Consider the following 15,614-nt stretch of genomic DNA (forward strand, 5'->3'; position numbering starts at 1 on the left):
CACTAACAAATGTTTGCTAATCCCAGGTTTTATCTTTATGATTAGCTTTTAAAGAAACATGAAGAAACAGTTAAGTTAATACATCTGAAGCTAAATCTTTTTGCCGCATAAGTTTTACCTAGAATTACTATCTGAGACTTTAATTCTGAAATTTAATAAGAACTTGCTAAACATTTTCAATTTTAGAAAATGATTAGAGTTTTTTGAATTTAAAATGGAAACGATTGGATTGATTAAAAGTTACTCCTTTATTTGTGACTTTTTTGACAAATTACCTTAATAATTCCAAAGGCAATAAATGTGTTCGCTAATCATATATTTAGGATTGATTCACTGAGTTTGAAAGAAAACCCGGTTACTTTGAAAGCCTAATCAATTGGCACAGCACATTTTTTACCAATTAGTTACTCCTTGATTTTGTCCAAAGTCTAAATGATATTTTTCAAGTTTATGTTTGATTGAAATGACTTCTTAAGTAATTATCGTACTTTAGATAGATCCAACTTCAGAGATTCTGTTTTAGATATATAAAAGGTACTATAAATTCTTAAAATGTCACTGCCTACTATAACAAGAAGAAAGCTTTATTACAATCCAAATTATGAGATAGTCAAACATGATTTCTCAATCATGCATTCCTTTTTGGTGTAATATTAGACTCTTGATTATGGCATAAATATCAATTAAAATCGCAAATCATTTTAAATGAAAGTGTATTATTTAACTTTTAGTTATCAAAATAATATTCGAATATTCAATCAAAAATAAAATCAATTTAATAATGGCATATATCTTGAAAGCCGATATTAGTTGTATTTTTAAGAGATTAATTAGAATAAAGGTAACGCACCATGGGGTAAATGGTGCGTTATTCTCATTCTTATATACTGATACTATTAAGAACTAAAGAAGGCTTGAGGAAGTTATATTCAACCAAGCGATTTTTGTTACGTAACTCAATTTTACGTTCCACCTGATTTAAATCTTGTTGAAATAGTCTGACAACTTCTTCAGCATGAGGATCGCTAAATTCTCGGTCGTAGTAACCCAAGCGGTCATAACGATAAGCTGATAATCCGTAAATAATTTGTAGTTGATCTGCAGTTTGATTGGGTGGGGGGAGAAACGCCATTAAACTTTTCAGATCCATGTTGGGATTAGAATCCACAGCTTGGTAACCTGCGAGGGGCATATTCGGAACAAATGCCATATATTCATATTGGGGATAATTTACAGCAGAGTGCTGAGGTCCGCATGTAAAAATAATGCCAGTTACAACGTCGATTAATTGTTGCAGATTTTCAAATTGTGAGGGTACCCCTTTTACTCGTCCACCATCAGCAGCAACTAATTCTGCAGCCCAAGCTTGCAGTTCGCGATCATCTTTAATGTCCCCTGGATTTGGATAATATATACTCAAATAATTCGATACAAATTTCTCGATCGCATTCCACAGTAACATTCCATCATCTCTGTAGGGGTAGTGGGGTAAGCGATCAGTATCATCTAAGCCACGATTTGCGATTTCTTTAGGTAAAGCAAATTCGTCTAAGCTCCAAAATTCTTCAGCATTTTTAAAGTAAGCATCCCGGACAATTTGTAGGGATTCTCTTAAGGTTCCCCCAAGGAGATTATCAACGTACCCACCTTGATTAATTAAATTTTTACGGGCTAATTCATTGTTGTGGAGCATGAACCGGAAGTGGGGACGCAGCAACAAACCCAACGGATGATTTTCAGCTAGCTGTCGAGCTGTTACAACTGCGAAAGGTTCCATCACTAGGTGAGTATGACATAAATGGCTACTCATTTCATGATGATTTGCATCTGCAATCTGCATACAAATTTTGGCATATAACCAGTTAAGGTGAGAATCAAAAGGAGTTAAAATTCTACTTCCCGTACCAAGTTCCGGTACTAGTTGAATAGCGATTGGGGTTAATTCTCCGCGATCGCAATAACCAGAATTACGCCAGCAAAATAAGGCTATGGGTGCAGGTAAAGACTTTCGACCCCTAAGATAGCTTCCTCCCCGAACAAATGAAAGACTGGTATAGTCTGCGATATATAGATTTCCGTTGTTCAGTTCTTGCTCTAAATTTAGGGATGTACCAAATTCAGCCTGTAAATCTCGGATGGAAAATGCAAAGTGAGGGGGTAGTTCCTTAATACTGCGTATTACCATAGGATTTACTCCACTTAGCCTTTGTTCGGCAAAGTATTCGTCATTTTGGTAGGTCTTGAGTAATTCCGGTGTTGGTAAAACAGGGAAAAAGTCCTCATAATCTTGGAATTCATCAAAAGGATCCCAAAAAGAGCGAAGTCTAATTCCCAAGGTATTAGCAGATAATTTACCGAAAGTTAAAGGTAAGCGTTCTGCAAGGTATTTAGGGGAAAAAGCCTCATTATTAGGAACATCATCAATTAATGGGAGGGGAGAAAGATAATTGAAGTTAAATTGGTACTCTTCACGATTTTTATTAAGCCAATCTTTCCGCTTCTCAGGGTTAGGGTCATTTTGAGGAAGATAGGGTTTCATTTATTAAGAGCTATAAAGTTTACATTAGACAACAATAGATTACGAGTTATCGAAACTTACTTATCTTATCTTTGAAGAACAGGATAGAGTTCAGATAATTAAAGTTTTCAGGGTATAACCAAGAAAGCGCAACAGCAAAGCTCCGCGCAAAATTGACCTTGAGCCAGAACGGTACCAGTACTTTGTCCTATAAAGTCTTATACCAATTTGGAAAATAATGAGACAGATAGATTTCTTAGGAGACGTTGCAGAGGCTAACGCCGACGCCCTTACTGCTCTGCAACATCTCTACCGGAGAATCTGTTGCAATGATTTATCGAATTGGTATTATATCTGCCCAAATTTAGGGGTTTGGGCTTATCTATCAGTTCAAAGAACTTGGATGAATCCTGATGATGTTACTTAGGTTTAGCATCTACAGAAAATGCACCGGATACTTTAATATAGGTAAATTTTTACTCGTACCTTCAGTAAGGATAAACTTATCTTATTCTAGCTACCGTTCTTGCTGCTCAAGGTATAACAAAAATTTAATACAATATTTGCTGTTTTATTAAGATTAATTTAAATGTAATAAAAATTACTAACGATATTGATATATAAGAATGCATAATGCACTGAAGTCTAATCAATGGTGCGTTACGCTGTCGCTACGTGTTTTTTAAGGGCGAAGCGCAGGCTGACGCCAACAAAAATCAAATATGATTCCTATATGTGGGTTTCGATTACAACTAAAACCCTACCGATCTATCGGGGTTGCGCCAATTTTGGGACGATTTTACCCCTCGCCGATTTATCGTGATGATATTAACCTATGGAATAAATATGATAAAAGTTTAAACAATACCCACTGAACTTTAACACCAATTAACCATTACCCATTACCTATTACCTATTACCTATTACCTATTACCCATTACCCATTACCCATTACCATTACCACATGAAATTTATCGGTATCGACCTGGGCTGGAAATCGCAACCGAGCGGTTTATGCTATCTAGAGTTAATGGATAATAAACTAGAAATCCTAGATCTAGATCGCAAAGAAAGTATTGCAGATATCCTTGATTGGATAGATAATTGCGTTCAAAAAAGTGAAAGTGCTTTAATAGCAGTCGATGCACCCACCCTAATCCCTAATGTAACTGGGAGTCGTATATGTGATAAGCTAACCCACAAGTATTTTGGTAAATATCATGCCGGATGCTATCCTGCTAATCTTGGTTTACCCTTTGCCGAGCGTACCGTGAACTTTGGTTTACAACTCGAATCTCGGGGTTACAGTCACGCACCAAAGATTGAAGCCCAAAAACCTGGAAAATATCAGATAGAAGTTTTCCCCCATCCTGCTATAGTTCATTTATTTGGTTTAGAGCGCATTCTTAAATATAAAAAAGGACGCCTTCACGAACGTCGTTTAGAACTTCTCAAACTTTATAATTATATTCTAGAAATTTTACCTTCCCATTCTCCTCAGCTATCTACTGCAAATCTTGGCAATTTTATTTCTTCTATTCCTACTAAGGGAAGAGAACTCAAGGCTGTTGAAGATAAGCTTGATAGCATTATTTGTGCTTATGTTGCAGTTCACTGGTGGTATTGGGGAGAACAACGCAACCTTGTTCTTGGTGATGAAACTACAGGTTATATTGTTGTCCCCTCACAACTCAAAACTGCTTCTTGTTTGGCGTAATGAACTTGAATTTGAGCTTTAGCTTTAATATCATTTCCGATAAACCACTTGTGATAAGGTTCTTAGTAGCACTTTCGCACCAAGATTTGTCTATGGCGCTAAAGCGCTACTACGAACAAACATATTTTTCAACAAGCAATTAAGCAGACATAATATAATTGGAATTATTCTGCCCAAACAATTAATCTTGGTTCATAAGGATTAGAAAGATGTTTATGTTTTGGTAATACCCGCAGGGATAAACCTTGTAAACCAGAGGTCTTATAGGTTATGTCGGCGGTGTAAATACTCAAGTTACTTGGATCTTCACCTTGGTAATCCATCACGACAGGAACCCCATTAACAATATCACCATCAGCATTAATCGCACCCTGATATAACTCAACTCGTACATCATTGTTTGTCAAGCTTGTTAAATCAATTTTGGCTTTCACTGCTACGGTTTGATTTACTTGGATATCTGGGCTGGAAGATACATCAATGTCTTTGATTTTGATGTTATACCAGTTTTCTTTGAGGTTTTCTTCCCAAGCGGCGACTTCTTTAGCTGGCGTATAGTTATTGGAACTCAGGCTGTAGTAGCGATCGCTAGCAGGAAAATATCCTCTTTGGGCATATTCTGCTAACATCCGCGCTGTATTAAAAAACGGACAGTTCAAGCGAATTGCATCTTTCATTTTAGCAATCCAGCCTCGGGGCAAACCATCGCCATCGCGGTTATAAAATAAAGGCATTACTTCTTTTTCTATGATGTCGTAAAGAGCATTTGCCTCAATTTCATCTTGGTAGTTAGGATCTTCATAGGTTTCCCCATGTCCGATCGCCCAACCAGTAAGAACATAATTGGCTTCATCCCACCAACCATCAAGCACGCTTAAATTTGGTAGTCCGTTCATAGCTGCTTTCATCCCACTGGTACCGGAAGCTTCGCGGGGACGACGGGGTGTATTTAACCAGACGTCGCAACCTGAAACCATCAATCTAGCAATGTGAATATCGTAGTTGGGAACAAATACAACTTGTTTTTCCAAGCCTTGCTCACGAATAAAGCGATTAATATCGCGAATTAGTTCTTTTCCGGGAATATCTTTTGGGTGGGCTTTACCAGCGATTACAAATTGTAACTTACGATTTTTATCACCCAGCAAAATCTTTTTAATTCGCTCTAAATCCCGCATCCAGAGAGTAGCACGTTTATAAGTTGCAAAACGACGAGCAAAACCAATAGTTAAGACTTTGGGGTCGAGAACTTCTTGAGCTTGAGCAATTTCTCGGGGGGATGCTCCCCGATCACGTAAATGTTTTACTAACCGTTGCCGTACATATAAGGTCATATCTAAGCGGCAACGTTCGTGGTTTCGCCACAATTCCTCGTCGGGAATGACTTCCATTTTACCCCACATGGGGCGATCTGCTGGGGTTGAAGACCAATTTGGTCCCAGGTAGCGATCATATAATTCTTGAGTTGATTTAGCAACGCAACTTCTAGCATGGACGCCATTGGTAATAGCCGCGATCGGTACTTCGTTAACGGGTAGATTGCGCCACAAACCTTTAAACATCTGCCGCGATACTTTACCATGTAGCTGTGCTACACCATTTGAGAATACAGCCATTTTTAACGCTAATACCGCCATACTAAAAGGCGATGACAAATCTCCTGTATTTTCTCTTCCTAAAGCTAAAAATTGGTCTTTGGATAAACCAAATATATCCCCATAGTATCCCAGATAGTAAAGTACCTTATCAGGAGGGAATAAGTCGATTCCTGCTGGTACTGGGGTATGGGTAGTAAAAATATTACTTGCAGCGACTACCTGTTTTGCTTGAGCGTAATTTAGCCCTTGTTCTTGAATTAATATCCGGATGCGTTCTAAAGCAGAAAATGCTGCATGACCTTCGTTCATGTGGTAGGCTGTGACGTCATAACCTAAGGCTTTCAACATTTGTACGCCACCAATACCCAACATAATTTCTTGGTGGATGCGCATATCAATATCACCACCATAAAGTTGGTCGGTAATATCGTGGTCGTAGGTTTTGTTAGGTTCAATGTTGGTATCCAACATATAAAGGGGAACCTTTCCTACCTGTACCCGCCAAACTCTAGCATATACCTCACGTCCGGGATAGTTTACTGCAATTCGCAGTTCCGAACCATCTGCATTCCGTTCCAAATGCAACGGCATATTATAAAAATCATTGATGGGGTAGCGTTCTTGCTGCCAACCATCAGCATTGAGGTATTGGGCAAAATAACCCTGCTGATAGAGTAAACCAACACCTACTAATGGTAAACCAAGATCGCTGGCAGATTTTAGGTGATCGCCAGCTAAAACACCCAAACCCCCAGAATAAATCGGTAAACAGTCCGTAAGACCAAATTCAGCCGAAAAATAGGCATAACATTCTTTTGGTTTATCAGAACGCTGTTTTTGGTACCAAGTGTGCTCTTTGAGATAATCTGCTAACTGTTGCGCGGCTCGATCCATTTGAGCCAGAAAACCATCATCTTCAACAACTTCCATCAACCTTTTTTGGCTGATAGTACCGAGCATTAAAACCGGATTATGGCGACTAGATTCCCATAATTCAGGATCCAAGCGATTAAATAAATCCTTAGATTCAGCGTTCCAGTCCCAGTGGAGATTATATGCTAATTGCCGCAACGGCTCTAACCTTTGTGGCAAGGAAGGAGAAACATTAAAAGTGCGAATGGGCTGCATAGATCGGCTAAACTCCAACTACCGCTATGGATATTGTTGACCTTATTCACCTAAACTTGCCAATTCTTACTTATATCTTTGTAAAGAATAGATATTTTTGACCCTATTCACTCAAACTTGCCAATTCGTACTTATATCTATGTAAAGAGATGATAACTTGGTATAGTATCACAAATATTCTTTACAATTAGATTGTATTATTTAACATAAATCAACAGTCATTATACTGTATCGTAAAAAACCTAGCGGCTTCTAGCTAAGTCCACAAGCGAGGATAGGTTAAATAAGTGAGCAAAATTACTTATATATTTACTATTGAGTTAGATTCCTTGTTAAGAGTTTCCTGTTACCTACACTGACAAAATGTTAAATTAATTCTGCTCTGATACTTGTATCTATTTATCCTCTCCTACTTTCTCCAAATAACTTAGAAAGGAATTAGCAAAAATTGCTGCTTGGGTGCGATCGCGCAAATTTAATCGACTTAAAATATTTGTGACGTGATTTTTGACCGTACCTTCAGAAATATAGAGTTTTTCAGCTATTTCTTTATTGCTAGCACCAGATGTGATTAACTTGAGTACCTCTTTTTCTCTGGGTGTAAGTTCAGTTAAACCTAAGGGTGGTTCAGTTTGATTTGAACGATTTTTAATTTCAGAAGAAAACTGATTGAGAAGTTTTTTGGCAATACCTGGTCCTAATTGGGTGTATCCTTTATGAACAGCACGAATTGCAACTGCAACCTCGCCGGAAGGTGTATCTTTAAGAAGATAGCCCGTTGCACCATTCTGTAGTGCCTTAGTTACATACTCATCATCATCAAAAGTTGTGAGAACGAGAACTTTTATATTGCTAAAATTTTGCTGAATTTCCTTTGTTGCTGCAACTCCATCCATTACTGGCATTCTAATATCCATCATCACCACATCAGGTTCGAGTTGGGGAATGACTCTAATAGCTTCTTTTCCGTTTTCTGCTTCTCCAACAATTTGTAAGTCAGTTTCTAATTCTAATAATGCTTTTAAACCCTGACGAATTAAATGTTGGTCGTCTACCAATAATACTTTAATCATATTTCATCACTTTATTGATAATTTCCCACATACAACTTATTATCAGTTATCAGTTACCAGTTACCAGTTAACAGCTACCAGTTAACAATTTATGGCTAACGCCACGCCCTTACGGGCTACAGTTATCAGTTACCCACTACTCATTACTTATTACTTATTACTTATTACTCATTACTTATTACTCATTACTTATTACTCATTACTTATTACTTATTACTTATTACTCATTACCAATTACCAATTACCCATTACCCATTACCAATTTACTAAATTAAAGGAATCTCAACTATTATTTTGCACCCCGAGTTTGGAGCAGTTTTTATATTTAAATTTCCTCCTAATGCTAAAGTGCGATCGCGTATACTTTGAAGACCAAATCCACTAGTATTTTGCTTTACATCAAATCCTTTACCGTTATCTTTAAGAACTAACCGTAAGTTATTTATTGTTGTAGTTATTTTGAATGTAACTGCCGTCGCTTGAGAATGTTTAGAAATATTTGTTAACGACTCTTGAATAATACGATAAATAGCAGTATTAATTTCTATAGATAAAGGATGCTCAATTTTGATTTGATACTTTGGTAAAATATTGTTAGTTTTTTGAAAATCTTCTATAAGTACAGCAATAGCTTCCTCCAGTGATTTATACTGTAAGGTATTAGAGCGTAGTGTGGAAACAGAATTACGGACATCCTGTAAAGCTTGAGAACCTAATTCCTTGGCTCTAGCTAAAAAATATTCTGCTTTTTTAGGATTTAACTCCCATAGTTTAATAGCAGTTTCTAATTGTAAATTTAAAGCTGTAAGAGAATGTCCCAAAGAATCATGAATTTCTCTGGCAATTCGGCTGCGCTCTTCTAAGGTTGCTTGATTTTCTATTTTTAAAGCATACTGACGTAGTTTTTCATTAGCAATTAGTAGTTTGTCTCGACTTTGACGTTCAGATATAATTGCATTCATAAATAAAAGAATAAATAAGAAAGTCAAACCAAATGGGAATATAATATTTATCGGTAAAAATCTAAGTTTTACTTGGGCACAATTCATATATTCTTTACCATGCAAAATATTAATAAAGGTAAAAGAAAAAAGAGCAAATGATATTAAGCTGACTGCAATACGACCAAGCCATTGAAACATTAAACAACTACGAATAACCATAATTATGTAGAGAGGAGCAAATAATCTGATACTTTTGCTCGAAAATATGGCGAGGAAAATTAATAATACTTCCGCTACTATATAAATTATTTTGGTACTTTGATTAGCTTTTGGTAATTTCAAACCTATTACGGCAAAAATTACCAAACAAATCAAGTTTAATATTGGCGATTCGATAGCACCTTGGAATGGTTTATATGTAGAGACTAATGGTGTTTTTATGGGAATAAACTCAATTAAAATTGCAATTGTTAGTAAAGTCCACTCTAAATAAAGTAAAAATTTAAATGGGTGATTTTTAAACGTAATTGAATCATTCATTCTGAAACTTCTCCAATTTAGAGCTTTTACTTTACATTTATTTACTTGTAATCTTTAAATACTTTATTAGTCTGAATCATTACAAGTCCTATTAGTCCTCAAATATCCATTACTAAGGTCATATATGCAGACATGACTTTATCTATAGGTATCTATCGACTATTGGTGACCTTATTCTCATGCGTATATCGGGGTTGAATTTTTATGATGATGACATCAACACAAAATAATCAGCAACCCAATCGATGGAATTCAAAAAAATATCCCTCATTATTACCGCAATTACTCTTAGTGTTGCAACTACACCTTTGGTTGCGAAAGCACAAAGTGAGATAGAAGTACCACAGGTAGCACCAATTCAAGTAGCCCAAATCCCCACAGAAGTACCTCCTAAATTCCAAAAATTAAACTTAACTGATAATCAAAAGTCTCAAATTATTGAAGTTGTTCAACAAGGACGTCAGGAAATACAAGACATTCTTACTCCAAAACAACAACAAAAATTCAAACGTGCGATCGCCAACGGTCGGGAAAAACGTCAAGCTCTTCGCTCTTTGAATCTCAGCAATAACCAAAAACGAGAACTTAAAGCGGTTATGCAATCTCAAAGAAGTGAAATTGAATCTATTCTCACTGACGAACAGAAAGAAGATTTACAGGAACTGAAATCGAATTTTCCCAGACGGGGTGCTGGACTCTTTAACCGTTAATTGAACTAAATTGCACTGGTGCATATTGTCTCTTGACACGCTCACCCTTTTTGGCAAAATTACCTTCCCTTGCTCCTTTTGCATCTTCATTTTTATTCACTTTAAATTTTGACTCGGAGTATAAATTATGTTGACTTTCAAAAGAATATTCTCGATCGCATTCACATCTGTTACCCTCGGTTCCATGATTTTTGCAACTGCTGCAAATGCAAAACCTTCAGTTAGACGGGAAGTTCGCCAAGAAATTCGTGAAGAAATCAGAGACGATCGTCAAGACCGATTTCGAGATCGACGGGATCTTCGTGAAGAAGTTCGTGAAGAAATTAGGGACAATCGTAAGGACCGGTTCCGCGATCGACGCGATATTCGTAAAGAAACTCGTGAAGAAATTCGCGACAAAATAGAGGACTTACGCGATTAGTATCTAATTAATTCCTTCTAGAACCATACGCGGTATCAATAAGTTATCCTTTGATTCGCCAATCCCTAAAAATCGTCCATCTTCATGGTAAATCCTTAAATTTCCCAGTATTTCTGTATCGGTGTTCATCCTTTGACCTTGACACCATCTCTTAGCAGATATTTCTTCTAAAGTTACTTTTGGAAGATGTTCTAAAACGCCATCGGGGGGGATAAGTTGAAAGGTTCCCCCTTTTAACTGAGCTTCTAATTCTTCGATGGTAATACTATTTGCTAAAGTAAATCCGCTACTTTTAGTCCGTTGTAAAGCTGCTAAAGTTCCACCTGTTCCTAAAATTTCTCCTAAATCACGAGCGATCGCCCGAATATAGGTTCCCCCACCGCAGGCGATCGCAAGATCTACTTCGGGAAATTCTCCTGATCGCCAGTCTAAGATCTCAATGCTAAAAATTTCCACAATTCGAGATGGAACTTCCACAGCTTTCCCTTGACGGGCTAAGTCATATAATCGTTTTCCTTCTACCTGAATCGCACTGTATTTGGGTGGAATTTGTTCTATTTTCCCCTCAAATTGTGGAATAGCAGTTTTTACTGTTTCTAAGGCTAGATCCTTTACAGCTGCTTTGTTGATGATTTCCCCTTGTAAATCATCTGTTGTTGTTCTGATACCAAACCTGACGGTTGCTTTATAAGCTTTTCCTGAAGGTAGGTATTGTAAAAGTCTGGTTGCTCTCCCAACTGCGATGGGTAATATTCCAGTTGCAGCTGGGTCTAAAGTTCCAGCATGTCCGACTTTTTTGGTACGCAGAAGTTTACGGGTTTTGGCGACGCAGTCGTGGGAAGTCCAATTGTATGGTTTATTCAGGTTGAGGAAACCGAGCACTTTAAATATTAAGAGTTAAGATGACAGGTAATTCAGAGTATATATCGAACTGAAAATTAAATAACCTGAGTTTATTAGTGCTGGTTAATTTGTGTTTAACGGCTGATGACGATCAGAGGTAAAACCGAAGAGCATTATAGACAAAACCCGCAATCGCCAAAGACAAGCCGAAGATTTTATTTATTGGAAGGCCCAGCCCCTAGTGTGGCAATTTTAGAAATAGCATCAAGAGCAAAATCAATATCAGGGCGGGAAATATCTAAATGAGTGACAGCTCTAATAGAGTGACCAACAGCTCCCATTTTTACACCATGTTCTTGTAAAATAGTAAGAAACATACCTGTGTCAAGTCCGAGTTTGGAAACATCAAAGAAAACAATGTTTGTCTCGGGATTTGTGTCTCGAACTGTAATTCCTTCGATTTGACTCAGTTGTTGAGCAAGGTAATTTGCGTTGTCATGGTCTTCTTGTAAACGTTCCACATGATGGTCAAGTGCATGAAGACAACCTGCTGCGACAATGCCAGCTTGGCGCATAGCGCCACCAAAAATGTGTTTATATCGACGTGCTTCAGATATGAACTCCCGTGTACCAGCAAGAACAGCACCAATTGGTGCCCCTAATCCTTTAGTAAAATCAATCCAGACAGAATCAACACAGGCTGCAAAATCTTTGGCTGTAGTTTGAGTTGCAACAACTGCGTTCAAAAGTCTTGCCCCGTCCATGTGAGTGGCTAAACCTTTTTGACGGGAGAAATCGCAAACCTCACGTAGTTGATCGAACTGCCAAACCGAACCCCCTGCAAAATTGTGGGTTTGCTCAACGCATAATAAGCGTGGAATTGCACGGTAAAGATAAGGAGCAGTAGAGACTCTTTCAAGTGCTTGCTCGAAAGCATTGACTGTAAAAATTCCTCGTTTGCTAGCAATAGGTTCCATTAATACACCAGAACTGAGTGCAGCACCCCCCGATTCAGCTCGAATAATGTGTGACATCTGCTCTGCTAACACCACATCAGCAGGGCGAGTATGGGTTTTGATTGCCACAAAGTTGCAAATGGTTCCACAGGCAAAAAAAAGAGCATCTTCTTTTCCTAGCAAATCTGCAACCCGTTCTAATAATAGGTTAACGGTAGGATCTTCTCCTTTTTGCTCATCTCCAACAGGTGCATGGGCGATCGCCTGCCGCATGGCTTGTGTTGGCTTTGTTTCAGTATCACTTGTCAATAAAATCATAATTCCTCCTAAAGCATGTATATAGTCGTTTTCAGTTAGATTTATCTAAAGGCGCTCATTTGCCCATGAGACAATTTGTGAGCCTTTTTGGCTAGTAGTAAGTTTTTAGTTAGTTGTTTTAGAGGAAATTCTGCTGTTTGGTAACCAATACTTCCTGATTTGGGGTTAATTAATTGACTCAATATAATGGTTAGATATTTATCCTTGACTAAGCAAGAACCTCAGGCAAAATTTTGTGTAGTTAATTGAGTCTAACTACTTAGAGTCTAAATACTTATAATTGAGGCACTCTTTATCCGGGTGAGAAATAATTCGACCAGGTATACCAACTACTGTAGAGTTTGGCGGTACATCTTTTAGGACTACGGTAATAGCACCAATACGGACGTGATTGCCAATATTAATATTGCCGAGAATTTTTGCTCCCGCACCGACAGTAACATTACAGCCCAAAGTGGGATGACGTTTACCAGTTTCTTTACCAGTTCCACCGAGGGTTACACCCTGATAAAGCAAACAATAATCTCCTACCACTGCGGTTTCGCCAATAACTACTCCCATACCGTGGTCGATAAATACACCTTTACCAATAACCGCGCCTGGGTGAATTTCAATTCCTGTTAGGAAGCGAGCGAGATGGGAAATAAAACGGGGCAAAAATAAAACGTCTAAATTATGAAGCAAATGGGCTATGCGATAGAGGATTATCGCTTGAGGACCTGGGTAAAGAAACAATACTTCTAGCCAGTTGCTTGCAGCCGGATCTCGCCTCATAGCAATCCCATAATCTTCAACTAAAGTTTCAACTAAAGTTTCCCAACCTTTCTTGAGGACAAACCAACTTTTTTGGTAAGAATAAACACTAGTCATATTTAACAAGTTCTTTATTGTGGTTTTTTCGAACTGATGATGAAAAGGGTGCAGTTCTTTTGGGAAGACACTTACCTATGTTTGTATTACACACAACGGATCTACTCTGCATATAATTTTCTATTTTTGGTCTTAAAATGGATAACATTAAGCAATCGCACCCAAATGAAACGCAAAGCACTCATATTAATGTGTAATACGATACTACGCAAAAGATATGATTTCATTTTAGAAATTTGAGTAAGCCTATTTTTAGAATAATTAAAGTTTGTAATGCCTTGTCTGTAGTGATTGTAAGCTTTGTACCACAAATGAAAGCATCTTTCTAAAAAGAACTGCGCCCATGTGAAAATTGCAGTTAGTAATACAAGATTGCCTTCATAGTATCTTCATGAAAAGGAAATCCTGGCTTACTTGTTATTTTGTTCTAATAACATCCAGGACTTTGGCTGACTTTTTCCCAACGAAAGTATTGTTGAGCATGGTATGGGAATCATCAGTTGGACCAACATCAGAATCAGGATGATAGATAATAATTCTCAAGGAGTCATCAATTGCAGAGAAGCTATGTAACTTGTTTTCAGGAAGACAGAAGACCGTTCCAGGTTCCATTTTGAAAGTTCCTTCATCCACCTGACAAGTTCCACTACCCGAAGCAACAAGTCCAATCCGCAATGAGGGATGGGTATGGGGAGTTTGTGATATACCAGGAGGAACGTAAAGAAAATTTAAGCAGGGTTCTGTGCGTCTTAAAGGATTAATCAAAACTGTTGAAGAGCAACCATCAATATATTTCAGCCGCCCAAAAGATTCAATCGGTCCTCCAATTGTGAAGAGTCCAGTGTAGTTGAGGAGGGTTGCAACTAAAACTTGTCCTGAACCATCTAAAGAAAAATTCCCTGGAACCATAGCAAAGCTTTTTTCTGCCAGTAAGAACTCTCCGTTACTGCTTTTAAGCATAACTTCACCCTCAGAAACAAATAAGAAATGGGTGTCGTTTTCACTTTGATCGACTTTGATAGAATTGATTACCCAACGAGCAATCGATGGATGACTCGCCATCGTGTAGTCTAGCTTCATGGTATTTAGGAAGCGCTGGCAATAAAACTTTTGTGTTTCTGTAGTTGTCATAATAAATCTCACTTCAATCAAATAGATAGATTTTTCTTTCTAATTTTGAATAGAGTGAGCAAATTTAATTTATGCACGATTAAAAAAAATTGGGTGAGGAAAAAATATGGGAAGGATAGATGGTTTGACTAAATTTTATTATCTTCCCTTTTTCTTCCCGATTACTTTTTAAATTGAAATTAATGTACTTCCAATTAATAAGATATCCAATCCTTGGGTTTCCCTTTTCTTTGATTTTCTTACATCTAACAAGGGAAATCAATATAAATTTGGCTTATTGTCTACATTATTATAATAAATATATCCCAATTGAAAGAAATTGAGATGTATTAGAAAATCATTGGAATGGTAGTATTTTATGTAAGATGTATACGGTAATAAATTTTACCTGTACTATGAAATTTAAGGCTGAGAATCAAGTTGTTAAATTACTAATTAAAACTAATAAAAGTAGAGTTAAGCTTAGTAAAAAGCTATGTGGAAAATTTAAAGATACATCCACATTCTGACTGACTCTAAATATGAAGAATTTACAAATTTAGGAAAATGGTTTATCGATATCTGTTGTGGAATAACTGGTTAAGATAGCCACACCCAGAACGTCAAGTAGAAGCAGCTTTTGAGTTGATTTGGTCGGAATGAAGTGAGTTCACTCAAGAGTTAGGTTATTTTTTAAGTTTATTTGCTTTGACACTCATTCATTGTTCATTAGTGGAAGCTGTACTCATATTTGCCTTCAAAAATAAAGCTTCGCCTAATTAGATACAGCAGATTGCAGGTAAATGAGGTACACTAGCTCTGGTGCGTCAACGGGTAAAATGAAAGCTTACTCCATAGACTTACGAGA

Annotated in this window: 12 protein-coding genes; 4 read left to right on the forward strand and 8 right to left on the reverse strand. The window is 37.3% G+C overall.

All coding sequences use genetic code 11. From position 1 onward, the window contains the following. Nucleotides 1-880: 880 nt before the first annotated feature. Nucleotides 881-2,539: a lipoxygenase family protein gene (locus BC008_RS44000; RefSeq protein ID WP_027843955.1), complete on the reverse strand. Its 1,659-nt coding sequence runs from the start codon at nt 2,537-2,539 to the stop codon at nt 881-883. Nucleotides 2,540-2,756: 217 nt separating this feature from the next. Between BC008_RS44000 and BC008_RS49100 the strand changes: the two genes are divergently transcribed. Together BC008_RS49100 and BC008_RS44005 are read left to right on the forward strand one after the other, a co-directional pair. Further along, the gene (locus BC008_RS49100) at nt 2,757-2,945 is read left to right on the forward strand and encodes a hypothetical protein (RefSeq protein ID WP_153009759.1); all 189 of its coding nucleotides are present in this window, start codon (nt 2,757-2,759) and stop codon (nt 2,943-2,945) included. Between the two features lie 537 nt (nt 2,946-3,482). Further along, complete coding sequence (locus BC008_RS44005; RefSeq protein ID WP_027846512.1) at nt 3,483-4,235, forward strand: DUF429 domain-containing protein; 753 nt, start codon at nt 3,483-3,485, stop codon at nt 4,233-4,235. Nucleotides 4,236-4,399: 164 nt separating this feature from the next. On the opposite strand, the gene glgP is transcribed toward BC008_RS44005, so the two are convergent. From glgP to BC008_RS44020, 3 genes are all read right to left on the reverse strand, one after another. Further along, complete coding sequence (gene glgP / locus BC008_RS44010) at nt 4,400-6,961, reverse strand: alpha-glucan family phosphorylase (protein ID WP_027846513.1); 2,562 nt, start codon at nt 6,959-6,961, stop codon at nt 4,400-4,402. A 395-nt stretch (nt 6,962-7,356) separates the two neighbouring features. Then, on the reverse strand, nt 7,357-8,034 hold the full coding sequence (locus BC008_RS44015; RefSeq protein ID WP_027846514.1) for a response regulator: 678 nt from the start codon (nt 8,032-8,034) through the stop codon (nt 7,357-7,359). A 266-nt stretch (nt 8,035-8,300) separates the two neighbouring features. Further along, the gene (locus BC008_RS44020; RefSeq protein WP_027846028.1) at nt 8,301-9,518 is read right to left on the reverse strand and encodes a sensor histidine kinase; all 1,218 of its coding nucleotides are present in this window, start codon (nt 9,516-9,518) and stop codon (nt 8,301-8,303) included. Nucleotides 9,519-9,763: 245 nt separating this feature from the next. On the opposite strand from BC008_RS44020, the gene BC008_RS44025 reads away from it, so the two are divergent. Both BC008_RS44025 and BC008_RS44030 read left to right on the forward strand, forming a co-directional pair. Further along, the gene (locus BC008_RS44025; RefSeq protein ID WP_058184805.1) at nt 9,764-10,228 is read left to right on the forward strand and encodes a Spy/CpxP family protein refolding chaperone; all 465 of its coding nucleotides are present in this window, start codon (nt 9,764-9,766) and stop codon (nt 10,226-10,228) included. A 127-nt stretch (nt 10,229-10,355) separates the two neighbouring features. Beyond that, nucleotides 10,356-10,649, forward strand: a complete 294-nt coding sequence (locus BC008_RS44030) for a hypothetical protein (protein ID WP_153009761.1) — start codon at nt 10,356-10,358, stop codon at nt 10,647-10,649. A gap of 3 nt (nt 10,650-10,652) precedes the next feature. On the opposite strand, the gene truB is transcribed toward BC008_RS44030, so the two are convergent. From truB to BC008_RS44050, 4 genes are all read right to left on the reverse strand, one after another. After that, a complete protein-coding gene (gene truB, locus BC008_RS44035; RefSeq protein WP_027846026.1) occupies nt 10,653-11,531 on the reverse strand; it encodes a tRNA pseudouridine(55) synthase TruB in 879 nt (292 codons plus the stop codon). Nucleotides 11,532-11,707: 176 nt separating this feature from the next. Beyond that, entirely contained in the window at nt 11,708-12,766 is a 1,059-nt protein-coding gene (locus BC008_RS44040) for a threonine aldolase family protein (RefSeq protein ID WP_027846025.1), read from the reverse strand. A gap of 255 nt (nt 12,767-13,021) precedes the next feature. Further along, complete coding sequence (gene cysE / locus BC008_RS44045; protein ID WP_058184809.1) at nt 13,022-13,636, reverse strand: serine O-acetyltransferase; 615 nt, start codon at nt 13,634-13,636, stop codon at nt 13,022-13,024. A 417-nt stretch (nt 13,637-14,053) separates the two neighbouring features. Next, nucleotides 14,054-14,767 (reverse strand): cupin domain-containing protein, encoded by a 714-nt coding sequence (locus BC008_RS44050; protein WP_082650751.1) that lies wholly within the window; start codon nt 14,765-14,767, stop codon nt 14,054-14,056. Nucleotides 14,768-15,614 lie beyond the last annotated feature (847 nt).

The organism is Mastigocoleus testarum BC008, from assembly GCF_001456025.1.
In the GTDB taxonomy this organism is placed as follows: Bacteria; Cyanobacteriota; Cyanobacteriia; order Cyanobacteriales; family Nostocaceae; genus Mastigocoleus; species Mastigocoleus testarum.